The following is a 25,852-nucleotide window of genomic DNA, read 5'->3' as shown; positions in this document are numbered from 1 at the left end:
AATGACTTATGTAAATTTCAAAGTTGAAACTGACACCGATGGCATCGCTCTCGTCACTTGGGACATGCCTGAAAAGTCGATGAATGTTTTCACCGTCGAAGCGATGCAGGAATTAAACACCATCATCGACGCGACGACTGCTGACGAAAAGGTCAAGGGCGTAGTCATCACGTCTGGCAAAGACACGTTCTCCGGTGGTGCTGACCTGACCATGCTTGAAGGCATGTTCAAGGAATTCCAGAAGCAAAAGGCAAAGGACAAGCAAGCTGCTGTCCAGTCTCTGTTTGATAATGTCGGCCGGATGGGCGGACTGTTCCGCAAGCTCGAAACTTCGGGCAAGCCATGGGTCTCGGCCATCAATGGCACCTGCATGGGCGGGGCATTTGAAATGTCACTTGCTTGCCATGCCCGCGTTGCATCTGATGCGCCGGGCGTGAAGATGGGCCTGCCAGAAGTGAAAGTCGGCCTCTTTCCGGGCGCTGGCGGCACACAGCGCGTTCCACGCCTTGCCAACCAGCAGGACGCGTTGCAAATGATGACCACAGGCTCAAGCCTAACGGCGCAGCGCGCCAAGGCGATGGGTCTTGTTACTGAAGTTGCACCTGCCAAGAAGCTCGTTGAAACCGCTAAGAAGCTCATCAAGAGTGGCCTCAAGCCAGTTCAGCCATGGGATGAAAAAGGCTTCAAGCTGCCGGGCGGAGCGATCTATTCGGCTGCCGGTGCAAATCTTTGGCCTGCGGCAACTGCTATTTTGCGTCGTGAAACTTCCGGCAATTATCCAGCGGCACTGGCTATTCTGAAGTCGGTCTATGAAGGCCTTCTAGTGCCGTTTGATACTGGTCTCAGGATTGAACAGCGCTACTTCACCGAAATCCTCCAGACGACTGAAGCGGGCATGATGATCCGTTCGCTCTTCGTGTCGTTGCAGGAGTTGAACAAGGGCGCACGCCGCCCGGTTGATGAAAAGCCAAACAAGTTCAAGAAGATCGGCGTTATTGGCGCTGGTTTCATGGGCGCAGGTATTGCTTATGTGACTGCTAAGGCTGGCATTCCGGTGGTATTGATCGACCGCGATCAGGAGTCTGCTGACAAGGGAAAAGCCCATGCTGCTGACCTGATCACCAAGGAAATGCAGAAGGGTCGTGCGACAGAGGCCGACAAGGAAAAGCTTCTATCGCTCATCACCGCAACGCCTGATTATGGTTTGCTTGAAGGGGCTGACCTCGTGATCGAAGCGGTGTTTGAGGATCGCGAAGTCAAACGTGTCGCGACCGAAAAGGCTGAGGAAGTGCTGAAAACTTCCGCGATTTTCGCTTCCAACACTTCAACTCTGCCGATCAGCGGTCTTGCCAAAGTCTCCAAGCGTCCGAAGAACTTCATCGGCATTCACTTCTTCTCGCCCGTCGATAAGATGCTGTTGGTTGAAGTGATCCTCGGCAAGAAGACATCCGACAAGGCGCTTGCCGTAGCCCTTGATTACGTTCGTGCGATCAAGAAGACGCCAATTGTCGTCAACGACACCCGCGGCTTCTACGTCAATCGTTGCGTACTGCGTTATATGTCAGAAGCCTACAACATGCTCGTTGAAGGTGTTCCTGCTGCGATGATCGAAAATGCCGCCCGCATGGCCGGCATGCCGGTTGGCCCGCTTGCGCTCAATGATGAAACAGCGATCGACCTTTCGCAGAAAATCCTCAAGGCAACGCTTGCCGATCTTGGCGAAAAGGCCGTTGATCCGCGCCATGTGGAACTGGTGGACAAGCTCGTTAATGAGTTTGATCGTAAGGGCCGCAAGAACGGTAAGGGCTTCTATGAGTATCCAGCCAAGCCTGCCAAGAAGCATCTCTGGACCGGTCTCAAAGATCTTTATCCGCAGCAGAACCCTGACAAGATTGACGTGAGCGAACTTAAAGAGCGTTTTCTCGTGACGATTGCTTTGGAAGCTGCACGCGTGATGGAAGAAGGCATTGTCACCGATCCGCGTGAAGCCGACGTGGGCTCCATTCTGGCCTTTGGTTTCGCACCTTATACCGGCGGTACGTTGTCTTATATTGATGGCATGGGTGCGAAGAAATTCGTCAAGCTTGCCAAAGAGTTGCAGCGCAAATACGGTCAGAAGTTCAAGGCACCGAAGCTGCTTGTTGATATGGCAGAGAATGGCGAAAGCTTCTACCAGCGCTTCAATCCGTATAAAAATGAAGCGAAGAAAGCCGCTTAACGTATAAACGTTTGACTGAAATGAAAAACGCGCGACATTCCGATGTCGCGCGTTTTGTCTATGTATAAGAAAATTTGCCTGTAAAATCGCACATCTTGCGTCGTTTTAGGAATTCTGTTAAGTTCGCCACAATATATGTTAGGTAATTAGGTTTAAAATCCTCTTTTGTAGGTTGCGGCAATGTTTTCTCACGATAGCGTATGGGCTGCGATTGATGCCTTGGCAGAACGCAGCTCTTTAAGTGCGTCCGGTCTTGCGCGTCGTGCAGGGCTGGATCCAACCACTTTTAATAAGTCCAAGCGATATGCATCAGATGGCCGCGCGCGTTGGCCTTCGACAGAGTCACTTGCCAAAGTGATGGAAGCCACCGGGGCAACATTGGATGAATTTACCCGGCTCATCCGTGGTGAAAATTCGACGCCCAATTATGGTGAATATTTGCAGGAGCCAAGCGCCATTCCGCTGCTTGGCATGGCTGAAGCGGGGGCTGGCGGCTATTTTGATGATGCCGGTTTTCCAGCTGGTCAGGGCTGGGATGTGGTTCAGTTTCCCGCGGCTCCCACAGATAATGTCTATGCGCTGGAAGTTTCTGGCGACTCGATGTTGCCGCTTTATCGTGATGGCGATACGCTGGTTGTAGCACCCAATGCAGCGGTTCGACGCGGTGATCGTGTTGTGGTTCGCACGAAAGACGGAGAGGTTATGGCCAAAATTCTACATCGCCAGACGCCACGCACAATCGAATTACATTCGTTCAATCCTGAATTTCCGAACCGTGCTTTTGAAATGAAAGATGTTGAGTGGGTCGCGCGCATTCTATGGGCCAGTCAGTAATGGCCAGGCCGCATCGTAAAAATAATGCCCGGATTGTTTTCGGTAGCTTGGCTGGTTTAACCGGGGCCATTCTCGTCGCTGCATTCGTTGCACCGTTTTACGGTGCGTTGGATCGCCCGGTGACGATTGTCGAAAGTGGCGACGGTCAAAGCAAACCTGATGCTTCTACTGGCAATGGGATTGTTGTTGAGCAGTTTGATTATAACGAGCCTGATAAAAATGTGGGTGAGGACAATCCCGCACCCCAAGAGACATCAACTCCTGACACCGCGCCAACGACTACAGAGCAGAATTCTTCCACGCAAACAGGACAAGGTGGACTTGAGCGTGAATCTGCACGGCCGCCACTGAGTGATCTTGGGTTGGCTTCAACACCAAAACCACCTGAGCCGCCAGTACCTGCAACGCCAGTGGATGATGGGGAGCCGATGCAGCTTTTGCAGCGACCTGTCGCAATAGCGGCAGGGCGGCTTGAAAGTCAGGGGCGTATTGTTGATTTGCAAGGCATAGACGTCATGCCGGTCGAGCAAATGTGCCAGTCGTCAGCGGGTGAAAGCTGGCCATGTGGTATGCAGGCGCGCACAGCTTTTCGTCAGTGGTTACGCGCTCGGGCAATTATGTGCCGACTACCGCAGGATGATAGCGGCGCTGCTATTGCGACGCAGTGCAGCGTCGGCAATGACGATGCAGCGCAGTGGTTGGTCGCCAACGGTTGGGCGAAAGCTGTTGCGGGTGGTGCATATCAGGAAGCGGGTGAAAAAGCAGAGGCAGGAAAACTCGGGATCTATGGAAATAAGCCTGAAACCGCGTTGCCAGAGTTTAGCAATGGGGGCAATCAGCCATCAATCCAAGTGCCACAGACGCCTCTTCAACCGACAAGACCACAACAGCTTGATGGTGAATTTCCGCCTGCGCCGCAAAATTAGAGCGTATCTCTAAGAATGTGAAACGGTTTTTGGGATATGCGTATTGAACATTTGATGTCTTCCCCCCTGCTTAGTTTTAATCAGAGTGGAAGATGATATAAAATAAAATGCCCTGCGCTGATTGATCGGCGCAGGGCATTTTTCGAATTATTTGTCACTTACGACAATGTGCCAGCAAGAGCCTTCTGAATGAGCGCACGGGTTTCATCGATGCCATAAAGGGCAACGAATGAACCAAAGCGTGGGCCGCGTTCCTGACCGATCAGCACTTCATAGAGCATCTGGAAGAAGGAAACCGAAACGCCGGGGCCGCCTTCAGGGCTTTTCTTCGTGTGATCCTGATAGCGCTCGATTGCACGGGCAACGTCCAGAATTGAGTTCTGAATGTCATTGCCGTCGCTACCAGCTGGAAGCGTAGCAAGCTTCGCATCAAGACCTTCAAGAGCTGCGCGTTCAACGTCGTCAGGGGTGCGGAACTGCTTGGTCGGCTTCACAAAATCGTTGAAGTAACGGATTGCATAGCCAACAAGCGCGTCGAGTTCCGGATTGTTTTCAGGCGTAACACCCGGCACATGGCGGGAGATGAAACCCCAGAGAACGCTTGGGTTTTCCGCATTCGATGCGCTGACCAGATTGAGCATCAGCGCGAATGTAACCGGCAGTTCAACTTTTGGCGGATTGCCGTAATGGATGTGCCAGACCGGATTGTTCAGGCGGTCTTTCCACTCCTGACGGTTATAAGCCGAGAGATAGGTGAAATATTCGTCCACGGCCTTCGGGATCACGTCGAAATAGAGCTTCTTCGCGGTCTTTGGCTTCTGGAAGTTATAGAGCGCAAGGCTTTCGGTTGGCGCATAGGCCAGCCACTCGTCAATCGAGATGCCATTGCCCTTTGACTTTGAAATCTTCTGGCCAAGTTCGTCAAGAAACAGTTCGTAAACGAAATGCTCTGGCGCGCGACCGCCAAGAATTTCACAGATGCGGTCGTAAATACCCGCATTAGTCTGATGGTCCTTGCCAAACATTTCGAAATCGACGCCGAGTGCAGCCCAGCGCATACCGAAATCTGGCTTCCACTGAAGCTTCACTTTGCCGCCGGTGACGGAAAGCGTGGTTTCAACACCGTCTTCATCGTCAAAAGTGATGGTGCCAGTCTTGGCGTCCACACTCTTCATCGGCACGTAAAGCACGCGGCCAGACTTTGGCGAAATTGGCAGAAATGGGCTGTAGGTCGCCTGACGCTCTTCGCCGAGCGTCGGCAGCATCACTTTCATGATGTCGTCATAGCGTTCAACAGCTTTCAGTAGAACTGCATCAAACTTACCGGACTGGTAATATTCGGATGCGCTGGCAAATTCGTAATCGAAACCAAAGGTATTGAGGAAGCGGCAGAGCATGGCATTGTTATGCTCGGCAAAGCTCTTATATTCGCCGCCAAACGGGTTTGGCACGGCGGAAAGCGGCAATTGCAGATAAGGTTCCAGCGCTGCCTTGTCCGGCACATTTTCCGGGATCTTGCGCATCCCGTCGAGATCGTCCGAGAAACAGATCAGGCGCGTCTTGACCTTGTCTTCCGTGAGAATGCGGAAGGCATGGCGGACCATAGAGGTGCGTGCCACTTCGCCAAATGTGCCGATATGTGGCAGGCCCGATGGGCCGTAACCAGTCTCGAAAATCACGGTTTCTGGCATGCCGGTTTTGGCATAGCGCTTGAGGATTTTCTTCGCTTCTTCAAAGGGCCACGATTTCGCTTCCGCAGCCGCCGCGGTCAGTTCCGGGGTCAGCGTAATTTCGGGAAGGCGGTGCGAAGTCATGATGTTATCCTGATGTCCTGTGAAGGGCTTTGTTTGCTGAAATTTTTTGCACACTTATGTACCATTGCTCTATGGCGCGGCGAAGCCTACACGTCAATCTTTGGCACAGTGATTACGTCCGAATTTGCTTGCGTAAGCCTTATATGCTCCTTAATTTTCTCCAAAATTAGCCGAAACTATGATTCCGGTTGGACGATGCAGGAGCATTCGATGAAAAACATTTCGCCTCATGACGCGCTCGTTTACATCATGGTGACGACTTCCGCCGCAGATACAACGATGACCGATGCGGAATTGGCATCCATCAGCAATGTGGTTTCCCGTCTGCCTGTGTTTCAGGGGTTTGATGCTACTCGATTGCCGAAGCTGGCCAGTGATTGTCTTGAGATGCTTTCCTATGACGATGGTCTGGAGCGCATTCTCGATTTGGCGCATGATGCTCTGCCAGAAAAGCTCTATGATACCGCTTATGCGCTGGCTGTTGAGGTGGCTGCTGCTGATTTACATGTTGAGCAGGAAGAGCTTGAGTTTTTGCAGATGTTGCGTGACCGTTGGTCGTTGGACGAATTGACCGTTGCAGCCATTGAGCGCAGTGCGCGCGTACGCTTCCGCAAGCTTTGAATTATAGATTGTGATTGGAAACGGGCGGGGCAAATCCCGCCCGCAGCATAAGTTAGTCTGGCTTAGCAGACGACGGGAACGCGCCTAGCTTTGCGCCATTCCAGTGCTGTGCGCATGAGATGGGCAGCTTCGGCAAATGTAGCGCTGTCTTTCCAGCGTTCCGCATGGATAAGGTTTGATGGAACGATATCCCTTAACGCTTCAAGCGTATGACGCGGGACGGTATCGGTACAACTCCATAGCCGCCGAAAAACGACGCTAATACGCGTTATCTTGCCATTGATTGCGACGACTGGTTCAGCCGATTCAAGGTTCCAGTCCTCATAAGCATCGATTGCGTTCTGAAATGCGTGATGCAAATAGATCGGTGCATGACCGTCATGAAGTGGGGGCAGCAAACTAGACATTTCTGTTTCCTCTCTTCCAATATGATTGGCTTCAGGCACTTACGGAAACTACAATACAGGACTCCGCAAATGCGGTTAAAAGAGCTGTAAAAGCTCGCCATGTATGTGCCGTATCGAACATCTCCTCACGAAATACGACAACACATAATTAACCATGATCTATGCAAGGGTGGGTGTTTGGCAAGGAGAAAATTTCTTTAATAAGGCCGGTAAGAGAAAATCAGTTCCGTTGGGTTCAGAAATCATCCGCGTGCATTTTGTGTAATATACGGTGAATGATTGGAGCAAACATGATGCTGAAGCCCGCCAGGAAAAAAATATTGGCGTACAGGCCATATATTCCAGCGAACATTCTGCCTGCAGTAGTTGCAGGAACGGTGATCAAACCAAAACCACTGAGAATGAAGGTTGAATGCAGTATTGCATCTTCAAGCCCAAGGCCTTCGAAAATAATAAAGCCAACTGCACCGATTGCCACCGAGATGAGCATGACGACTATTACATAAAGAGCATGTTTCATCATCCGTTCAATGAAACGGCTTTGAATCACTGGTGGAGTGGTACGCTTCTCGTACATTCTATTACATCTCTCATGCCAAAAGCTGTGATTGGTTTTGCTTTTGATTTATTTTCAAGATGTAAGCAAGTTTCTTTGATCAATCCAATACTGTCCCACCCAACTCTTTTATTTTCTTTAAGACGTTGGTTGTCGTGGGTGCATGTTCTTCACATGCAGCTGGAGTTGTGAGTTTCATCATTGCCGGTTGAACGTAGCTGGTGATGTAAACATCCATAGTCAAATTCATGTGGCTGGCCACGGCTTGTGCTGTTCCGCCGATCAGTGCCGCATCGCCTTTTGTCACGCCACTGATCTCGCAGTTTGAAGCAACGAGATTGGCCAGAGCGAGTTCATGCAGGGATTGTTCACCTGAAAGCGCGGCGATAGCGGATGCTGGCGGTGTCTGAATTGTTGATGCAACCTGTGAATAGACTGGCGAAGTGATCAAAAGCATTGCGCCGAATGCGAAGCTAATTTTCCGTTGCATTTGGCTATCTATAAAAGTCATCAGAAAATCTCTTCCTTTGAGCATTGCTTGGCAGTGTATTGCATGGCCGAATTTGCCAGTGGAGATGTTTAAGCGTTTTTGCAAAGTCTGTGTATTTAGGCAATGTATGTTCAGTGTTTTCACAGCACGATCTTGATCGCGTTAGGAAATAGATGATTTTCTAGCGAAATTGCTTCATGTTTTTGCCTGATATGCATTAGTTGAGGCCCGCATCTATTTTATGCAGTCCCTAATTGGATCGAAATGAAGGGATCGTCATCTGTGGTGGACAAAGACACGATATTGGGTGGCGTCGTTTCAGTCGGCCTGCATGGTGCTGTGCTCGCGCTATTATTGATCACCTTTCCGGTATCGACGCATTCTGTCCAGCCTGAGGATGTAAAGGTCGAACTCGTTCCGCCACCACCCTCGGCACAGGCTGAGAAACAGTCGGATAAGACGGATGATGCTGCCAGAGCCGCATCTGAACAAAAGGCGTTTGAGACAGCTGCAAACGAAGAGAAAGAAAACACCAAAATCGAGCCCTCAACGCCTTCTGAACAAGAGGGTGAAGATGCGGCTCAACCGACGGACAGCGAAACCGAACCCAATCAGAATAAATCATCTGCCACTGATCCAATTTTGAGCGCCGAAAGATCGGCTGTGAGTGTAGCCAGTTTGGCGAAGCAAGAAGTGCAGATGACAAAAGCCAAGAAAATATATTCGAAGGATGCGCTTTCAAACCCAAATGTCAAACAGGCTTTGGGCAAGCTTTCTCCCACGGATCGCGTCATTCAGATTTGCGGAATAGAGGCATTGGAGCAAATCCGGCATCACCGGCCTGATATTATTCCTGATATGATGGCGCGAACGGGTGGGGCGCTGACAGCATCGAGTCTGAAAATGTCCGATGGTGCCTTCAGAAGTCATGCAAAATGGTACAACCTCGATTTCAATTGCGAAGTTAACCCAAAAGACATGGCGGTTTCGTCTTTTCAATATGCGATTGGTGACCCTATCCCTAAAAAGGACTGGTCCCACAGAGAGCTGCCAGTGGATTAGCCTTACGAAAAGAGAAACAAGTTTCGATATTTATTGCCACTGTGACAGGATTTACCCTGCAATTCCCGTAGCGCCGTTGTAGACAATGGAAACGGAATTTCGGAGGCAGGTATATGGCTCGGTTTGTTGCTTCACGCAGGGCATTTCTGGTTGGTTCGACATCGCTTGCGGCTTTGCCGCTGTTGCCTCGCTTGGCACGGGCTGAAGATGCACCACAAAAAGGCGGTCGACTGGTTGTTGCAGCAGATTCAGAGCCACGCAATCTCAACCCGGCCATTGTCGCTTCCAACGGCATTTTCTTCGTGGCGAGCAAGGTCATCGAGCCTTTGGCTGAAGCCTCATTTGATGGTGAAAACGGTCTGGCGCCACGCCTTGCAACCAGCTGGGAAGGCTCTGATGACGGTCTGACCGCAACCTTCCGCCTGCGTGATGGCGTCAAATGGCATGACGGTAAGCCCTTCACATCCGCAGACGTTGCTTTTTCGGCGCTGCAAGTCTGGAAGCCGCTGCAAAATCTCGGTCGTGTTGTGTTCAAGGCCTTGGAGAGAGTCGAAACACCGGATGAGCATACGGCAGTTTTTTATTTCAGTGAACCAACACCGTTTCAGCTTATTCGCAATGCGCTGCCAGCGCTCACCGCAGTATTGCCGAAGCATGTGTTTGAGGGCACGGATATTGCCGCCAATCCCGCCAATGAGAAGTTGATTGGCACTGGCCCGTTCAAATATGCAGAGCACAAGACCGGTGAATATTATCGCCTTGCGAAAAACGAAGATTATTGGGGCGAGGGCAAGCCTTATCTTGATGAAATCATTTACCGCGTGCTGCCGGATCGTGCTGCTGCAGCAGGTGCGCTGGAAGCCGAGGAAATTGATCTTGCTGCGTTTTCCGCCGTACCGCTGGCCGATCTCGACCGCATTTCAAAAGTGCCGGGGATCAATGTCATTTCTAAAGGCTATGAGGCGCTGACCTATCAGCTGGTCGTTGAAATCAATCATCGCCGCAAGGAACTCTCAGACCTTAAAGTTCGTCAGGCAATCGCTCATTCGATTGATCGAGATTTCGTCGTGAAGACGATTTTCTTGGGCTATGCCAAGCCTTCGACCGGACCCGTTCCGCAATATGACAGCCAGTTTTATACGGGCGATGTCACCGATTATCCTTTCGATGTGGCGAAGGCCAATGCGCTGCTGGATGAGGCGGGTTATAAGCGCGGCAAGGACGGCACGCGCTTTGCACTAAAGCTGCTGCCAGCCCCATATTTCAATGAAACCAAGCAGTTTGGTGATTATCTGCGACAAGCGTTGGCGGAAATCGGCATTGATGCGCGTATCGTCAATAATGATTCAGCAGCACATCAGAAGGCAGTCTATACGGATCACGATTTTGATCTCGCCATTGCACCGACCGTCTATCGTGGCGATCCGGCTATTTCGACGACCATTCTGGTGGAAAGCGGTATTGCAGCAGGCGTGCCGTTTTCCAATCAGGGTGGTTACGCCAATGCGGAATTGGACGCGGTAATTGCTAAGGCTGCACATGAAATTAACGAGGAAAAGCGCACAGCACTTTATCATCAATTCCAGCAGCTGGTCGAAGCTGATTTGCCGCTCATCAATGTGGCGGAATGGGGCTTTATCACGGTTGCCAATGACCGCGTTAAGAATGTCTCCAACAATCCGCGCTGGGCAGTTTCCAACTGGGCAGATGTGTTTATTGAACAGTGACGAAATATTGTGACGAAGCGCTGCTTTGATTGTACGTTCACGACGTGGCGCAGATTCTAACTCTTTTCAGGAAACGACTGATCAGCAGCATGATTGTGCTGCTGATTGTTATTGTCGGCTGTTTCTTGATGTTGGAACTGGCGCCCGGCGATGCGGTTGATGCCTATGCGGTAAGCTTCGGCGGTGATGCGAGTGCCATGGCTGAAATGCGTGCGCGCTGGGGGCTGGATCAATCCGTTTGGCACAGGTTGACTGCTTATCTTGCCGCACTTTTGCAAGGCAATCTTGGTTGGTCGGTCAGTTTCAACCGCCCCATTGTTGGCATCATTCTTGAGCGCCTTCCCAATACGCTTTTGCTGATGGGCGCTGCGACGGCGCTGTCATTCGCGGTGGGGTCGGCTCTGGGTATTGTCGCAGGCGCAAGACCCGGAAGTTTTCGCGATCGTTTTTTGTCGGTTGCCTCGCTTGTGCTTTATGCCATACCCGGTTTTTGGCTGGCACTGGTGCTGGTCATCCTGTTTTCAATCCGGTTGCGCTGGCTGCCTTCAAGCGGCATTGAGACGATTGCTTCTGGTAAGGAAGGTCTTGCACGAGCCTTAGATATAGCGCGTCATCTTCTGCTGCCGGTGGTCTCGCTGGCGCTGATTTACTTGGCGCTTTATCTGCGTGTGATGCGCGCTTCTATGGCTGACATCTGGCGTATGGATTTCGTCCGCGCACTGAAAGCGCGAGGCATATCACGCCCGCGTATCGTGCTGCGCCATGTGGCGCGCAATGCTGCCTTGCCACTCGTGACCATGCTTGGCCTACAAGCCGCTTCTATGCTGGGCGGCAGCGTGGTGATTGAAAGCGTCTTTGCAGTTCCCGGCCTTGGAAGGCTCGCACAGGAGGCGGTTGCAAGCCGCGATACACCTTTGCTGCTGGGTGTTATTCTGACGAGTGCCATCATGGTGATCGCCGTCAATTTTGTGGTCGATCTTCTCTATCTCTGGCTTGATCCGCGCATATCTGCGCAAAAGGTGCGGCCATGATGAGTGGTATGAAACGCTATTTCGGATCGGGCGAGGGCGTTGCAGGCGCGATTATTCTGTTCCTGCTGATCGCAGCAGCGCTTTTTGCGCCGCTGCTTTTTCCCGGTGATCCGCTGCGTATTGTTGCGACGCCGATGCTTGCGCCATTCGACAATGCATCCTTCCCGCTTGGAACTGACCGGCTGGGTCGTAATGTGCTGGCCGAGCTTCTCCATGCGAGCCGTACATCGCTGATTGTGGGGCTGGCGGCGGCGGCGGCATCCATTCTGATTGGCAGCATTGTCGGTACGCTGGCAGGTTTTGCCGGTGGTTTGGTCGATGAAGTGCTGATGCGGATTACGGAAGCTTTTCAGACCGTACCGGGCTTTTTGCTTGCACTGGCATTGGTCAGCATTGCCGGGCCTTCGCTGCCGGTACTGGTTGCGGCGATTGCGCTTTCTAGCTGGACGCAGGCTGCACGTCTTACGCGCGGGCAGGTACTGTCCATCCGTGAGCGCGATTATGTGGCGTCAGCCCGTGTTATTGGTATGCACCCGCTGGAGATTGCTTTTCGGCAAATCCTCCCTAATGCCTTGCCGCCGGTGCTGGCGCTTGTTCCGGTAATTGTCGCCTCTGCAATTCTGATTGAAGCAGCGCTGTCATTTCTGGGACTTGGTGATCCCAATCGCGTGACATGGGGCGGCATGATTGCCGAAGGCCGCACGGTTTTACGCTCTGCGCCGTGGTTGTCCATTCTGCCCGGGCTTGCGCTGGCTTTGACTGTCGTTGGTGTCTATCTCGCGGGCGAAGGCATCACACAGGCTGCATCGCGGCGCGAGGTGCAGGCATGAGTGCGCTCGCCCATATTGAAAAGCTAGGCGTGCACTATGGCAGCGATACAGCGCTCAACAATCTTGACCTCGATATATATGCCGGCGAGACACTTGCCATTATTGGTGAAAGCGGTTCTGGAAAAAGCACATTGGCGTTGGCTCTTGCTGGCCTGCTGCCAGCCAATGCTCGCGTTTCAGGCGCGATCCTATGGCCGAATGGAAAACCAAAGCCGGGCTGCGATGTGGGCTTTGTGTTTCAGGATCCAGCTTCAAGTTTCGATCCCTTGATGCGTGTTGGTGCGCAACTGGTCGAAACTATCCGTGCTCACGAAAACATTGATCGTCATGCGGTAGAAGATAAGGCGCTCAAGTTGTTAGCGCGCGTTCAGATAGCAGAGCCGGACATAAGTTTTTCGCGTTATCCGCATCAGTTTTCCGGTGGGCAGAAACAGCGCATCGCAATAGCACTTGCCATAGCAGCAAACCCCACTCTGCTGATTGCTGACGAGCCAACCAGTGCGCTCGATACCATTGTGCAAAGGCAAGTCGTGGCACTGCTGCGTGCCTTGGTTCAGACTGATGGCATGACGCTAATCTTCATCACACATGATATTGCGCTGGCTTCCAATCTGGCGGATCGTATTGCCGTGTTCCGTCATGGTGAACTGGTGGAGAGCGGCCCAGCGCGTGCGATCATAACAAACCCGAAGAGCGATTATACAAAAGCGCTGATTGCAGCCGTTCCCGTGCTGGAGCCTCAACATGGATAGACATTTGTTGCAGGCGACTGATCTGACCGTGCGTTATGGCGATAAGCTCGCGCTGGATCATGTAAATCTTGAGATTGCAGCAGGTGAAACGCTGGCGTTGGTCGGGCCTTCCGGCAGCGGTAAATCCACATTGGCGCGCGCACTTCTACGGCTGCATCCGCTTGAATCCGGTTCAATCCAGTTTGAGAATGAGAATTGGCTTGCGTTCAAAGGCAGCGAATTAAGAAAGCGCCGCGCGCGGATGCAGATGGTGTTTCAAGACCCACTTTCGGCATTCAATCCACGCGCAACGGTGTATGACCTGCTCAACGAACCGCTGCGTATTCATGGGATAAGGCGCGATATTTCAGAGCTTCTGCAAAAGGTTGGCCTTGATTCCAAATTGAGCAAACGCGGTGTGCATGAGATTTCCGGTGGCCAGCGTCAGCGTGTGGCAATTGCACGGGCCTTCGCAACAACACCGTCGCTCATCGTTCTGGATGAAGCAGTGTCGGCGCTCGATGTGACGGTGCGGGGCTCAATTCTGAAACTATTGCAGGAGATACAGAAGGCCGAAGGCACGGCATATCTCTTCATCACGCATGATCTGGCGGTTGCAGCACAAATGGCGGATCGGATTGCCGTGATGGAGCGCGGGCGTATTGTTGAATGTCGCCCGGCGCGAGAGTTGATAGCGGCACCGCAAGCGCCTGTTACAAAGGCGCTGATTGAAGCCGTGCCGCGTGTTTTGGTTTAAGCCTTTCCAAGCTCAATCGAACGCTTCCGTGCCGCATCGACAGCTTCGGCAACCAAATTCTTGAGGCGATCCTCACCCATCAAGACGTCCAGTGCCGCTGCAGTTGTGCCGTTCGGGCTTGTAACCTGCTCGCGCAGCTTGGTTGGGGTGTCGCTGCTTGCTGCGGCCAATGCACCTGCACCCATGACGGTCTGCATGGCAAGAAGCGCTGCTGTTTCGCGCGGAAGACCAGCTGTCACGCCAGCATCTGTCAGCGCTTCGATGAAGTGGAATACATAAGCAGGACCGGAACCGGAAACGGCAGTCACGGCATCCATCTGCGCTTCGTCAGTAATGCTTGCGATCTTGCCTGATGTCTTAAGTAAGCTCTTTACGAAAGCTGCATCATCGTCACTGACATTGGCATTTTTGTAGGTAACGAGCATGCCTTTGCCAATGGCTGCTGGCGTGTTCGGCATGCAACGCATGATCTTTGCATCGCTACCGAGATGCTGTTCAAAAAATGAAACGGGAATGCCTGCCGCGACGCTCACAAAGGTCGCGTTTGGCGCAAAGCGCTTATAGGAAGGCAAAACTGTGCCCATGACTTGTGGCTTGACGGCAACCAGCACCATGCGCGGGTTAAGATCGTCGGGCAGCGAATCTGCACTCGAACATGCATTAACGCCAGCAAGCGCAGCACGGCTCTGAAGAGCTTCGGATGGTTCAACCACATACACATTCTCGGATTGCAGAATGCCGCTGTCGAGCCAGCCCTTGAGCATGGCAAAGCCCATATTGCCGCAACCGACGAGAATGACTGTATCTTGCATGAGAATGTTCCACCTTCATGAATCGAGTGTTTAAGCACTATCGTTTGTTGGGTCCGATATAGCCCTCCATAAACACAAACCGCAAGGCGCGAAGGCAAAAACTCTGGAGAAGAGACGCGCTATAATGTTTCAAACTTGCAATCAATTCTTTGTTGAACAGATACTGTTTTATGGATAGGTCTCTATCTGGAAATAATTATGATCTGACAAAATCTGTTGTAAATCATTGCTTTAAAAGGTGAGCGAATGCTGGGAAAAGCTTTCCAAATCGTGCGTGTGGCTGCAATGGCAGCTGGTGTTTTGGCCGCAGGTGCAGCAGTTGCTGAAACACCAAATAGTCCTGAGTGGGCAGTAAAAGAGATCAGCAAGCTCTCTGATGCCGATCTTGTCATTTCCTCGCCCGCAGGCAAGGCCTTTATGGACAAGCTGGCTCCTGATCACGACAAGGCTTGCGGCAAGCCTGACGAAAATCGCCCAGACTTTGACGAATATTGCTCATGGGCTTTCAACAATGAAGAGAGCGATTTCGATATTCTTCTTGGTATTAAAGACAACAAAATCGTTAGTCTCGTAGCGTCGACAGTTCCTGACAATAGCGATGTTTGGGTGTGTGAAAAGACGCATCAGGATATTCCTGAAAGCGATTTGCAGACCTGTAATATCCGCTCTGCTGATGAAAAAAGCCGCGCAAACTGGTCGGAAAACTGGTCAGGTTTCCTTGGTTCGATTAACTAAGTCGACTGTTTGTCGATATCGGGTTGTGAACGACGCTGACGCAAGTTGGCGTCGTGTTTTTATACTTAGTTGTTTATTGAAATATAAGGTTTTTAAAACAGAATAACTAATAATTGAACTAAGAGGGAAACAATGGATCCGTTGTTAACAACCGGCGTGCCGCCCGCGGAAGCTTTCACGCATGTCCGCATTATCATCGGGATCATACTTGGCCTTAGCGTTTCACGCCTTCTGACGGGGCTTGCGCGTTTTATTCAGCATCCGGGCAAACAGAATATCTATCCGGTGCATATTGCGTGGGTCGCTTTTATTCTTCTGTCGGTCATCCATTTCTGGTGGTTTGAATTTAGCCTTCGCACGATCCACCTCTGGACCTTCGAAATCTACTTCTTTGTAATTTTCTATGCCGGGCTTTATTTCCTGCTTTGCACTCTGCTGTTCCCTGACAGTATGGGGGAATATACCGGCTATCGTGACTATTTCATCTCTCGGCGAAAATGGTTCTTCGGCATTTTGGCACTGCTCTATGTCGCTGATGTTGTTGATACTTTGCTGAAAGGTATGGACCATTACTATCTCTACGGCTTCGAATATCCCGTTCGTATTGCATTGTTGATAGCGGCCAGCCTTGTGGCCATATTCACTGATAACCGGCGCTATCACGCGGTGTTTGTGACAGTTGCGCTGCTCTATGAAATCGCCTTCACGCTTCGGCATTTTGCGACTTTATCCTGAAACTTGCCGCTTAGAGATTGTCATCGTCGCTGATGACGCTTATTGGCATGTCTTTAGGACGAAGGCGGTGTATCCCAAGGCATCGTCTGTTAGATCGGAGCACTCAATATGGCCCAATTGATCGATGGCAAGAAGCTCGCCGAGGATGTGGTTTCAACGGTGAAGCGTGAGACCGAAAAGCTCGTGGCTGCGACCGGCGTTGTCCCTGGCATCGCTGTGGTGATTGTCGGTGAAGACCCAGCAAGTCAGGTCTATGTTACTTCTAAAGGCAAGAAGGCTAAGGAGTGCGGTTTCGTTTCCGTGCAGCACGATTTGGCCGAGGATGCTTCCGAGCAGGAACTTCTTGATCTGATCGATAGCCTAAACAACGACCCAGCTATTCACGGTATTCTCGTGCAGCTGCCGCTCCCAAAGCACATCGATTCAGGCCGTGTGATCCAGACGATTGCGCCGGAAAAAGACGTTGATGGCTTCCATTTCATCAATGTTGGCAAGCTTGGCACCGGCGAAGTCGATACGGCTTTCGTTCCATGCACGCCAGCAGGCGCGATGATCATGATTGAGCGCGTTCACGGTCGTGATCTGTCGGGTCTTAATGCTGTTGTGATTGGCCGTTCCAATATAGTCGGCAAGCCGATGTTCAACCTTCTGCTTGCTGCTAATGCAACAGTTACTGTTGCGCATAGCCGCACCAAAGACCTCTCCGCGATTGCGCGTACAGCCGATATTCTGGTGGCAGCTGTTGGCCGTCCGCAGATGGTTAAGGCTGATTGGGTGAAGCCGGGCGCTACTATAATTGACGTCGGTATCAATCGCATTCCTGCGCCTGAAAAGGGCGAAGGCAAGACGCGTCTGGTTGGCGATGTTGATTTTGCGGATGCGGAAAAGGTGGCTGGCGCCATCACGCCGGTTCCGGGTGGCGTGGGTCCGATGACCATCGCAATGCTGATGGCGAACACGTTAACAGCTGCTTGCCGCAGCGTTGGCTTCGAAAAGCCAGTATTCTGAAAATAAAAGAAAGGCCGCATGTATCATGCGGCCTTTCAATTAGAAGCATGTCTTTATCTCAAAACACCGATGCGCCTTCATCAGCCCGTCCGGCGATGTTGCGGAAGGCGCGGAAAAGCTCGCGACCCATGCCATGTTCATTGGCCGATAGATCAGGGCAGCGCTCAATCCGCTCATCCAGAAGCGCGTTGTTTATAAGTACGCCTAATGTGCCATTTACTGCATCGAGCCGGATAATATCGCCATTGCGGATTTTTCCAATGGCGCCACCGTCGAGCGCTTCCGGTGTCACGTGAATGGCAGATGGCACTTTGCCAGATGCGCCTGAAAGACGACCATCGGTGACAAGGGCTACACGCTGTCCGCGATCCTGCAAAATGCCAAGCACAGTCATCAGCTTATGCAGTTCGGGCATACCATTGGCTTTCGGTCCCTGATAGCGGACGACGGCGATAAAATCACCCGTCAGATCGCCAGCCTTAAAAGCCGCCTGCAATTCAGCCTGATCGTTGAAAACTTTGGCAGGTGCTTCGATAACATGACGGTCGGGCTTCACTGCGGAAACCTTGATGATAGCATTGCCGATATTGCCGGTCAGAACTTTGATGCCGCCGCTCGGCTGGAAGGGTGCGCCGATTTTGGCCAAAACCTTGTCGTCGCCGCTCTTTTCAGGAACCGGTTCACGAATAACCGTGCCATTCTCGCCAAGTTTCGGTTCAATGGCATAAGGGCGTAGACCTTCGCCCCAGACAGTTCGCACATCTTCGTGCAGAATGCCCCCGTCAAGCAATTCGCGGATGAGAAAGCCCATTCCGCCAGCTGCATGAAAATGATTCACATCGGCAAGGCCGTTTGGATAGACGCGTGCCAAAAGCGGCACAACATCAGATATTTCAGAAATATCTTTCCATGTGAGCTTGATGCCCGCAGCCGCCGCCATGGCGATGAGATGGATAGTGTGATTGGTCGATCCGCCGGTGGCGTTCAACCCGATAATGCCATTGACGAAAGAGCGCTCGTCGATCATTTCCCCAACCGGCGTATATTCATTGCCACAAGCTGTAATGGCCAGCGCGCGTTTTGCCGCTTCGCGGGTGAGGGCATCGCGCAAGGGTGTGCCGGGATTGATGAAGGACGAGCCGGGCAGATGTAGCCCCATGATCTCCATAAGCATCTGATTGGAGTTGGCCGTGCCATAGAATGTGCAGGTGCCGGGGCCGTGATAGGATTTTGATTCCGATTCCAGCAATTCGGCACGACCAACCTTGCCTTCGGCATAAAGCTGGCGGGTCTTTGCCTTTTCGTCATTCGGTAGTCCGCTTGTCATTGGACCTGCCGGAATGAAAACTGCTGGCAGATGACCGAAAGTCAGCGCGCCGATGATCAAGCCCGGTACGATCTTGTCGCAGACGCCGAGATAAACGGCAGCATCGAACATATCGTGTGACAGGCCGACAGCGGCTGCCATGGCAATAACTTCTCGCGAGAACAGCGAGAGTTCCATGCCGGCAAAGCCCTGCGTGACACCATCGCACATGGCAGGCACGCCACCTGCAACTTGCGCAACGCCGCCAGCTTCGCGTGCGGCTGCGCGGATCAGTTCCGGATAGGCTTCAAACGGCTGATGAGCCGAGAGCATATCGTTATAAGCGGTGATAATGCCAAGATTTGGAACAACGTCGGCGGTCAGCGCAGCCTTGTCATTCGGGCCACAGGCTGCAAAGCCGTGCGCGAGATTGGCGCAGCCAAGCACCGAGCGGTGCGGCTTACGGGAAGCCGCCTCACGCACACGTCCGAGATAGGCTTCGCGGGTGGGTTTTGAGCGTTCAACGATACGCTCAGTGATGGCCTTGATGCGGGTATGCGCAGTTTGCGTCGTCATGGGTATCACCTGTGAAATAATTTCAGGCTTGCCTGTGGCTCAGTTTAACGCCGACAGTCCCAAACGCAAACTGCGTCTTTATTGAGACTGTTAGCTCGTCCAGTAGAGTTGTATCGGCTTGCGCGCGTGACGGAATACGGCGCGAACCGGCATTTCCTTTTCGTCGTCGCCTGCCAGTGCTTTCTCAAGCGTCGCCTGTTTAGCGGCACCTTCGATATGCAGAACCAGCATGTCTGCTTCCACCAGCAGCGGCAAAGTCAGTGTCAGACGCTTTTCGCCAGCACCTTCTGCATGAATTGGAAGAACCACAGCTTTGGTCTTTGGATCGATTGCCTGATCGAGCCTGTCGGCATTCGGGAAGAACGAAGCCGTGTGGCCATCATTGCCCATGCCAAGTACAACAACATCAAACGGACGATGCAGCGCGTCAATGCGGTTAGCTGCAGCAAGAGCAGCAGTTTCAGCCGTTGCTGCCGGATTATAAAGGCCGACAAATTTCGCAACACCTGCATGGTCGCGCAGCAGGTGATCGCGCACCAGCTTCTCGTTCGAGCGCTCATTGGTCGGAGCCACGAAGCGTTCATCAACAAGCGTGATGGTCACAAGCGTCCAGTCGATCATCTTGCGCGACAAAATATCGAACAGCTTAAGCGGCGTTGTGCCGCCGGAAACAGCGATTGTCGCATGTCCCCGCTCAGCGATAGCGCTCGACAGCTTGTCCGCAATTGCTTCAGAGAGCGACTGCGCTAGTTCTGTCCCGCTGGTAAAATCGTGCCGTTCGATGCTCATGCCGTACCTTTCAAGTCCATACGTCCAGAACGGGCGCAATCTCATTGGATATTCGCGCTCGTTCTTTCTTTTTTGGCACAAAGACTGATCCGGAAATGTCTGTCAACGTCTCCGGTCTCAGCATTTTCAGCTTTCGTGCCAGGTCCGACCGTCGCGCTCGATAAGAGCGATTGACGAGGATGGACCCCAAGTGCCTGACGTATAGCCCTGAACCTGCTGGTTGTTGACATCCCAACCCTTCAGAATTGGGTCAACCCAGCGCCATGCTGCTTCCACTTCATCACGACGCATGAACAGCGTCTGATTGCCGCGCACAACGTCCATAATCAAGCGTTCATAGGCATCCGGGTTACGTTCATTGAACGACTCGGCGAAGCTCATGTCGAGTGGAACGTGACGCAGACGCATGCCGCCCGGACCCGGATCCTTGATCATCAGCCACTGTTTCACACCTTCATCAGGCTGCAAACGGATGACGAGCTGGTTGGCCACGACCTTGCCTGCATTATCGCCAAAGATCGAATGCGGGATTGGCTTGAAGGTGACGACAATTTCCGAAACGCGCGAAGCAAGACGCTTGCCTGTGCGCATGTAGAATGGAACGCCAGCCCAGCGCCAATTGTCGATTTCGGCTTTCAGGGCAACGAAAGTTTCCGTGTTGCTGTCATCACTGCCGAGATCGTCGAGATAACCCTTAACTGGGCCACCTGCCGATGCACCGGCGCGATACTGGCCGCGAACCGTCACATCTTCGACATTGGCAGTGGTGATAGGCTTCAACGAACGCAGCACCTTGACCTTTTCGTCATGCACGGCATCGGCTTCGAGCGACGATGGTGGTTCCATGGCGACGAGGCAGAGAAGCTGGAGAATATGGTTCTGTACCATATCGCGCAGCGCGCCAGCGGTGTTGTAGTATCCGGCGCGGCCTTCGAGACCAACTTCTTCCGCAACCGTGATCTGGACATGGTCGATATGTGCAGAATTCCACAGTGGCTCATAAAGCGCATTGGCAAAGCGCAGAGCCATAAGGTTCTGAACGGTTTCTTTGCCGAGATAATGGTCGATACGGAAAATCTGATCTTCGCGGAAAACGCTGCCGATTGTGTCGTTGAGTACATTGGCGGATTCGAGATCGCGGCCAATAGGCTTTTCAACAATGATGCGCGTGTCGCGGGTGATCAGGCCGTGTGATTTCAAACGGCTGGCAATGTCGCCAAACAGTGTTGGGCTAACGGCCAGATAGAAAGCGCGAATCTTTTCAGGTTTTTTGCCAATCGCTTCTTTCAGAGCAGCCCAGCCGTCTTCTGATTTTGCATCGACGGCAACATAGGAAAGGCGAGCAATAAAAGTCTCGACTTCCTTGGCGTCAATTTCGGCAGGCTTGACGTGTTCGTTGATCGCATCGCGCGCGAACTTGCGATATTCCTCATCGGTCATCGCACTGCGCGATGCACCAATGATGCGCGTTGGCTCACTGAGCTGACCCGCACGCTGACGCTGATACAGCGCAGGAATCAGTTTGCGTTCGGCAAGATCGCCGGAGCCACCAAAAACGATGCAATCGAAGGGCTCTACCGGTATTATCTGGCTGGTCATATATTGCTCTCTTCCAATTCTGACGCAAATCACTTCGCTCATAGCAGATTGCGATTTTCGTGCATCCTTTGTCTATAATCTAATCGATTTAAATTCAACACTCCAATGTAACATTCTCGCGAATGTTGCCAATTACAGCTGTCTTTGCCGTTTAGTTAACTGCATATGCACAGATGGCATGTTCAACATAGAGCCATATTTATGCCAGAACACATCTGTGCAGAAGAAAGTTTACTGATTTGACGGGCGGATCATATCGCGCATCCGCAAAAGGAGAATGACATGAAAAGGCTGCAAGATAAGGTTGCGATTATCACGGGTGCAGGATCGGGTTTCGGTTCTGCCATAGCGCGCCGTTTTGCAGCCGAAGGCGCAAAAGTCGTGCTGGCAGATGTCAATGTAAGGCGTCTTGAGGACGAGGTAGCCGATATTGGCGAGAATGCATTGTCTGTTCAGGCGGATGTGTCGCGCAAAGACGATGTGGAACGGCTGGCACGAGCGGCTTTCGACAAGTTCGGACGCATTGACATTATGGTCAATAATGCTGGCTTCACGCATCGCAACATGCCGCTGATGGATGTGGATGAACATAATTTCGATCTCATCAACGCGGTCAATATGAAGGCGATTTATTATTCCACACTGCTGGTTGCGCCGATTATGGAGCATCAGGGTAGTGGCGTGATTATCAATACGGCATCAGCTATGGCTAACCGTCCGCGCAAGGGGCTGACATGGTTTGCGGCCTCCAAAGGCTGGGTCGTGAGCGCGACCAAGGCGATGGCACTGGAATTGGCTGATAAGAATATCCGCGTCAATTGCATCTGCCCCGCAGAAAGTGATAGCGAGGCGTTGGGGATGTTCTTGGCAGAAGATACCCCGCAGGCGCGCAAAAACCTGAAAGCCACCATTCCACTTGGCCGTTTCTCCAAGCCAGAAGATGTGGCGGAAGCCGCACTTTTCTTGGCATCGGACGCATCATCAATGGTGACGGGAACGGCGCTCAGTGTTGATGGCGGTTACTCGATTTAGAGCATTTCCGGTTCTTATTGAATCGTTGGAAATGCTCTATTTATTTGCACTTCCGCGCATCTTGTTCCGATCGTAGCGGGGGTAGAAATCAGTCCAGTGGACTGATTTCCCCGCGAAGGCGCTCCGCACTTTTCGGTATGCGCTCTAATAACCAGCTTCGCTCAGGAAGTCATTGAATATGGCTTCCAGTTTTTCATGGCGTGCCACCGCCATCTGGCTTCCGGTTTCAGTTTTGAAGCCGGAGGCAAGTTTGAAAAGCTTGGTGCGGAAGTGATCCAGAGCATAGATTTTATCATCCAAGGGACGGTTTTCGGCCATCGGATCGGTGCTATCGTAAAGTGCGCTGCCCATGCGCCCTGTAATGTAAAAGCAGCGCGCGGCACCAATCACGCCAATCGCATCCAGCCGGTCTGCATCCTGCAATATCTTTGCCTCAAGCGTGCGCGTCTCGATATTGGCCGAAAAGCTGTGCGCCTCGATCACATGAGCGGTGGCGGCAATACGTTCTTCATTCCATCCAAGCTCACGCAGGAGATTGGACGCTTTTTCTGCGGCCAGTCCTGATGCGCGATGACGATCCGGCGAATTCTTTTCGACGCTGACGCAATCATGGAGCAGGGCGGCGGCGAAGAGTATTTCCGCGTCGCCACCTTCTGACTTTTGGATCGCAGCAGCATTTTTCCATACGCGCGCAATGTGGGACAGATCATGCGAGCCGTCGGCTTTTGCCTCCAGCGCATGCGGCAGAAGCTGTTCTGCCAGTGCATCGAAGGGCGCGAATGGTTGGAATGTCATGTTAGGCTTTCAAAAGGGACTCAATTGATGGGTGTACCTATTTCCACCATACGTCAGTTCTGTGAAGCCCGGCGCCAAACCATCCAGTTATAAAGCGCGCCCATCGCCATCAATATGCATGTGCCGATGAAGACGGCTGGCATTCCAATGCGTCCGCCGACAAAGCCGCCAGCGACAGGACCCGCAACCTGACCGACATATTGCGCCGAAACAGAAAGACCAAGCACACTACCCGCAACGCGATCAGGGACATTGTGCCGGATGACACTGCTGATGCAGGGTAAAAGGCCGCCGAGTGCCAAGCCCATCAGAAAACGCAGGCCGATGAGTTGCCATGCTTCGGTTACGAAAGCTTGTGGTATCAACAGCAATGCGGCAATTGCCAAAGCGCCAGTGATAACGCGGGTATGGCCGATACGATCTGCGAGACGGCCAAGACGCGAGGCAGACAGTATGCTGCCGAGTGCTGCCGCAGCCATCACGACACCTGAAATCAGGGTGACCTTGGCTTGGTCGTCCATCAGTTGCATCACATAGACGGTTATGATCGGCTCAATCGACATATTGGCGAACATCAGCAACATGCCGGTAGCCAGCATTGCAATGACCGGTCTGCGGTCTGGAATTGCTGCCCATATCGATTGTTTCTTCTGTCCTTTGTTGCGTTTGGGCGGTTTGCGGTCTTCGCGGATCAGAAATGTTGTCGCAAGAAAAGTCAGAAAGATCACGCTGCCAGCCAACCAGAAGGTTGCACGGATACCGATCAAAGGCGGCAACGCGCCGCCCAGCAACGGGCCAGCCAGATTGCCGCCCATAATGCCAGCAGACAATGCACCCAGCGCCCAGCCGGTTTTGTTCTTTGGCGTCTGGGTTGCAACGAGAATCATCGAACCCGATGAATAACCGCCCGCGATGCCTACAAACAGGCGCAGCGCTACCAACTGCCATATGTCAGTCACCATCCCCATCAACGACATGGCAATCGCCATGCCAAGGCTGGCGCGGATCAGCATCAGCTTGCGGCCATAAAGGTCGCCGAGCTTACCCCAGAACGGAGCCACAATAGCGGCCGCGAGAAAGGTTGCGCCATAAGCGATACCAGACCATTGCACGATAGCAGCTTCGTCAACTACGCCCAGCTGCGCCACATAAAGTGGTAGGAACGGTAGAAGCAGCGACATAGCAACAAGGGTGGTGAACGATCCGACGAGGCAGATAAGCAGGTTCTGCTTCCAGTAGCGTTCATGGGTTTCATCTGCGGCGGTAGCGCTCTGCGCATCCGCGTTGATTGTGGCCTTGCCGCCGCTTGTGGCGTGCTGGGTGCTCATGCTGTGTTCCGTTAGTTTTATGTATGATTGCATTGTATTCCATTTTGGGATACCAAAATGGAATACACACATGCGCTTGTCGCCGCGGCTTGTCAATTGGCCGCTTGCTAGAATTATTGAGGGTACAATGTCACAGATGCGTCAAGTCGAAGAGCAGCTTCGCGATATGATCCTCGGACTTGAGTTGGGGCCGGGCGAGCGATTGACCGAGCGTGCAATTGAAGCGCAGTTCAATGCGTCTCGAACGCCGATCCGCGCTGCACTCTTACGTCTTGAGGCGGAAGGGCTTGTCGGGCGGGAAGGGCGCGGGTGGACCGTGTCACCGATTAATCTGGCGGAGATTGAACAGATCGGCGTTTATCGCGAGGCGTTGGAGATTGCTGCCCTCAATGTCACCTGCGCGATGGAAGATCGTAGTGGCGTCGAGGCAGTTGCTGAGATGCTCAACAGTTGTGATGCGACGAGCACACGCGAGGAATGGCATCGTGTGGGCATGGACTTTCACATAGAACTCGCACGACTTTCAGGCAATGAGTTCCTGAGTCGTGGTGTTCGCGATGCCATGCAGCGGCTTTCTCGGGCGCGCTGGCTTGAAGTGCGCGATGTGGATGCGCTGGCGCGGGCATGGCAACAGCATCACGCAATTCTGGATGCGGTAAGAGAAGGCGATGCTTCAAAAGCGATAGCTTTGATGACATCGCATCTGGGAGGCAGCCGGTCGCGCCTGATTGATAATCTGCGCGAAGACCGGCGCGGTTTGAAAGCGCGTGGCTTTGCGGTGGTTAGTGGTTAAAGCATTACCAGCAAAAGTGCGAAGCGCCTCCGCAGGAAAATCAGTTCGCCGGACTGATTTCTTTTCCTGCTGCGATGCGTAGGATAATGCGTTAAAGCAAACCACTTTCACCATTCGGGAAGCTTGTGACCATCACGGTTAAAACGGGATGGTCGTCCCTCTTTGATGCCCACATCGCGCAGTAGATATTCCGGCGAATGTTCGCTGATGATGTAAGGGCTTGGCTTTGCCCTGAAAAAGCGTGCAATCCACGCACGAAGACTAAAAGGCGTTATTTTTTCAGGGCAAGCGGAAACAATCGCTGATGAGCTGATCTCAACATCACGCATGGTCGGTCTCT

The 25,852-nt window shown here is 52.5% G+C and carries 26 protein-coding genes; 15 read left to right on the top strand and 11 right to left on the bottom strand.

All coding sequences use genetic code 11. The features are described from left to right. The first annotated feature begins 1 nt into the window (after position 1). From WH356_RS08035 to WH356_RS08025, 3 genes are all read left to right on the top strand, one after another. Positions 2-2,218 carry an FAD-dependent oxidoreductase gene (locus tag WH356_RS08035; RefSeq protein ID WP_339509671.1) on the top strand — a complete coding sequence of 739 codons (2,217 nt, stop codon included), beginning with the start codon at positions 2-4 and terminating at the stop codon, positions 2,216-2,218. Between the two features lie 180 nt (positions 2,219-2,398). Next, positions 2,399-3,052 (top strand): S24 family peptidase, encoded by a 654-nt coding sequence (locus tag WH356_RS08030; RefSeq protein WP_339509670.1) that lies wholly within the window; start codon positions 2,399-2,401, stop codon positions 3,050-3,052. After that, entirely contained in the window at positions 3,052-3,978 is a 927-nt protein-coding gene (locus WH356_RS08025) for a thermonuclease family protein (RefSeq protein WP_339509669.1), read from the top strand. Before WH356_RS08030 ends, WH356_RS08025 begins: the two co-directional genes overlap by 1 nt. A 158-nt stretch (positions 3,979-4,136) precedes the next feature. Here WH356_RS08025 and WH356_RS08020 read toward each other — a convergent pair whose 3' ends face one another. Beyond that, positions 4,137-5,792, bottom strand: a complete 1,656-nt coding sequence (locus WH356_RS08020; RefSeq protein ID WP_339509668.1) for a lysine--tRNA ligase — start codon at positions 5,790-5,792, stop codon at positions 4,137-4,139. A gap of 210 nt (positions 5,793-6,002) precedes the next feature. Between WH356_RS08020 and WH356_RS08015 the strand changes: the two genes are divergently transcribed. Next, positions 6,003-6,413, top strand: a complete 411-nt coding sequence (locus tag WH356_RS08015) for a tellurite resistance TerB family protein (RefSeq protein ID WP_339509667.1) — start codon at positions 6,003-6,005, stop codon at positions 6,411-6,413. Between the two features lie 62 nt (positions 6,414-6,475). Here WH356_RS08015 and WH356_RS08010 read toward each other — a convergent pair whose 3' ends face one another. The 3 genes from WH356_RS08010 to WH356_RS08000 form a co-directional block, all read right to left on the bottom strand. After that, positions 6,476-6,820: a hypothetical protein gene (locus WH356_RS08010; RefSeq protein WP_339509666.1), complete on the bottom strand. Its 345-nt coding sequence runs from the start codon at positions 6,818-6,820 to the stop codon at positions 6,476-6,478. Between the two features lie 235 nt (positions 6,821-7,055). Continuing rightward, positions 7,056-7,397, bottom strand: a complete 342-nt coding sequence (locus tag WH356_RS08005) for a hypothetical protein (RefSeq protein ID WP_339509665.1) — start codon at positions 7,395-7,397, stop codon at positions 7,056-7,058. Positions 7,398-7,476: 79 nt separating this feature from the next. Further along, positions 7,477-8,010, bottom strand: a complete 534-nt coding sequence (locus WH356_RS08000) for a hypothetical protein (protein WP_339509664.1) — start codon at positions 8,008-8,010, stop codon at positions 7,477-7,479. A gap of 120 nt (positions 8,011-8,130) precedes the next feature. On the opposite strand from WH356_RS08000, the gene WH356_RS07995 reads away from it, so the two are divergent. The 6 genes from WH356_RS07995 (at position 8,131) to WH356_RS07970 (ending at position 14,004) form a co-directional block, all read left to right on the top strand. Beyond that, complete coding sequence (locus WH356_RS07995; RefSeq protein ID WP_339509663.1) at positions 8,131-8,928, top strand: DUF930 domain-containing protein; 798 nt, start codon at positions 8,131-8,133, stop codon at positions 8,926-8,928. 113 nt (positions 8,929-9,041) lie between these two features. Continuing rightward, complete coding sequence (locus WH356_RS07990) at positions 9,042-10,655, top strand: ABC transporter substrate-binding protein (RefSeq protein WP_339509662.1); 1,614 nt, start codon at positions 9,042-9,044, stop codon at positions 10,653-10,655. A 29-nt stretch (positions 10,656-10,684) separates the two neighbouring features. Further along, entirely contained in the window at positions 10,685-11,686 is a 1,002-nt protein-coding gene (locus WH356_RS07985; RefSeq protein ID WP_339509661.1) for an ABC transporter permease, read from the top strand. Next, positions 11,686-12,516, top strand: coding sequence for an ABC transporter permease (locus WH356_RS07980; RefSeq protein WP_339510313.1), 831 nt, complete (start codon positions 11,686-11,688; stop codon positions 12,514-12,516). The genes WH356_RS07985 and WH356_RS07980 overlap by 1 nt, the downstream gene beginning before the upstream one ends. Then, complete coding sequence (locus WH356_RS07975; RefSeq protein WP_339509660.1) at positions 12,513-13,268, top strand: ABC transporter ATP-binding protein; 756 nt, start codon at positions 12,513-12,515, stop codon at positions 13,266-13,268. The genes WH356_RS07980 and WH356_RS07975 overlap by 4 nt, the downstream gene beginning before the upstream one ends. Next, on the top strand, positions 13,261-14,004 hold the full coding sequence (locus WH356_RS07970) for an ABC transporter ATP-binding protein (protein ID WP_339509659.1): 744 nt from the start codon (positions 13,261-13,263) through the stop codon (positions 14,002-14,004). Before WH356_RS07975 ends, WH356_RS07970 begins: the two co-directional genes overlap by 8 nt. Here WH356_RS07970 and proC read toward each other — a convergent pair. Continuing rightward, the gene (proC, locus tag WH356_RS07965; protein ID WP_339509658.1) at positions 14,001-14,816 is read right to left on the bottom strand and encodes a pyrroline-5-carboxylate reductase; all 816 of its coding nucleotides are present in this window, start codon (positions 14,814-14,816) and stop codon (positions 14,001-14,003) included. The two genes, WH356_RS07970 and proC, sit on opposite strands and share 4 nt — an antisense overlap. Before the next feature lie 246 nt (positions 14,817-15,062). On the opposite strand from proC, the gene WH356_RS07960 reads away from it, so the two are divergent. The 3 genes from WH356_RS07960 (at position 15,063) to folD (ending at position 17,294) form a co-directional block, all read left to right on the top strand. Beyond that, the gene (locus WH356_RS07960) at positions 15,063-15,551 is read left to right on the top strand and encodes a hypothetical protein (protein WP_339509657.1); all 489 of its coding nucleotides are present in this window, start codon (positions 15,063-15,065) and stop codon (positions 15,549-15,551) included. Positions 15,552-15,683: 132 nt separating this feature from the next. After that, positions 15,684-16,286, top strand: coding sequence for a hypothetical protein (locus tag WH356_RS07955; RefSeq protein WP_339509656.1), 603 nt, complete (start codon positions 15,684-15,686; stop codon positions 16,284-16,286). A 108-nt stretch (positions 16,287-16,394) separates the two neighbouring features. Beyond that, positions 16,395-17,294, top strand: coding sequence for a bifunctional methylenetetrahydrofolate dehydrogenase/methenyltetrahydrofolate cyclohydrolase FolD (gene folD, locus WH356_RS07950; RefSeq protein WP_339509655.1), 900 nt, complete (start codon positions 16,395-16,397; stop codon positions 17,292-17,294). A 58-nt stretch (positions 17,295-17,352) separates the two neighbouring features. Here the strand turns inward: folD and edd are convergent, their stop codons facing one another. From edd to zwf, 3 genes are all read right to left on the bottom strand, one after another. Beyond that, complete coding sequence (edd, locus tag WH356_RS07945) at positions 17,353-19,176, bottom strand: phosphogluconate dehydratase (protein ID WP_339509654.1); 1,824 nt, start codon at positions 19,174-19,176, stop codon at positions 17,353-17,355. A 90-nt stretch (positions 19,177-19,266) separates the two neighbouring features. Further along, positions 19,267-19,965, bottom strand: coding sequence for a 6-phosphogluconolactonase (gene pgl, locus WH356_RS07940; RefSeq protein ID WP_339509653.1), 699 nt, complete (start codon positions 19,963-19,965; stop codon positions 19,267-19,269). Positions 19,966-20,091: 126 nt separating this feature from the next. Next, positions 20,092-21,564 carry a glucose-6-phosphate dehydrogenase gene (gene zwf / locus WH356_RS07935; protein ID WP_339509652.1) on the bottom strand — a complete coding sequence of 491 codons (1,473 nt, stop codon included), beginning with the start codon at positions 21,562-21,564 and terminating at the stop codon, positions 20,092-20,094. A gap of 282 nt (positions 21,565-21,846) precedes the next feature. Between zwf and WH356_RS07930 the strand changes: the two genes are divergently transcribed. Next, positions 21,847-22,596 carry a glucose 1-dehydrogenase gene (locus tag WH356_RS07930; RefSeq protein WP_339509651.1) on the top strand — a complete coding sequence of 250 codons (750 nt, stop codon included), beginning with the start codon at positions 21,847-21,849 and terminating at the stop codon, positions 22,594-22,596. Between the two features lie 144 nt (positions 22,597-22,740). On the opposite strand, the gene WH356_RS07925 is transcribed toward WH356_RS07930, so the two are convergent. Both WH356_RS07925 and WH356_RS07920 read right to left on the bottom strand, forming a co-directional pair. Then, the gene (locus WH356_RS07925; protein ID WP_339509650.1) at positions 22,741-23,391 is read right to left on the bottom strand and encodes an HD domain-containing protein; all 651 of its coding nucleotides are present in this window, start codon (positions 23,389-23,391) and stop codon (positions 22,741-22,743) included. A 53-nt stretch (positions 23,392-23,444) separates the two neighbouring features. Further along, positions 23,445-24,752 (bottom strand): multidrug efflux MFS transporter, encoded by a 1,308-nt coding sequence (locus WH356_RS07920; RefSeq protein WP_445253646.1) that lies wholly within the window; start codon positions 24,750-24,752, stop codon positions 23,445-23,447. A 94-nt stretch (positions 24,753-24,846) separates the two neighbouring features. Between WH356_RS07920 and WH356_RS07915 the strand changes: the two genes are divergently transcribed. Continuing rightward, positions 24,847-25,512, top strand: a complete 666-nt coding sequence (locus WH356_RS07915; RefSeq protein WP_339509648.1) for a GntR family transcriptional regulator — start codon at positions 24,847-24,849, stop codon at positions 25,510-25,512. A 107-nt stretch (positions 25,513-25,619) separates the two neighbouring features. On the opposite strand, the gene WH356_RS07910 is transcribed toward WH356_RS07915, so the two are convergent. Further along, the gene (locus WH356_RS07910; protein WP_339509647.1) at positions 25,620-25,841 is read right to left on the bottom strand and encodes a hypothetical protein; all 222 of its coding nucleotides are present in this window, start codon (positions 25,839-25,841) and stop codon (positions 25,620-25,622) included. Between the last annotated feature and the right edge of the window lie 11 nt (positions 25,842-25,852).

It is taken from the genome of Ochrobactrum sp. MYb379, assembly GCF_037479515.1.
In the GTDB taxonomy this organism is placed as follows: Bacteria; Pseudomonadota; Alphaproteobacteria; order Rhizobiales; family Rhizobiaceae; genus Brucella.
The sequence above is the reverse complement of the archived record's forward strand: the minus strand, read 5'-3'. Positions and strand labels throughout refer to the sequence as shown.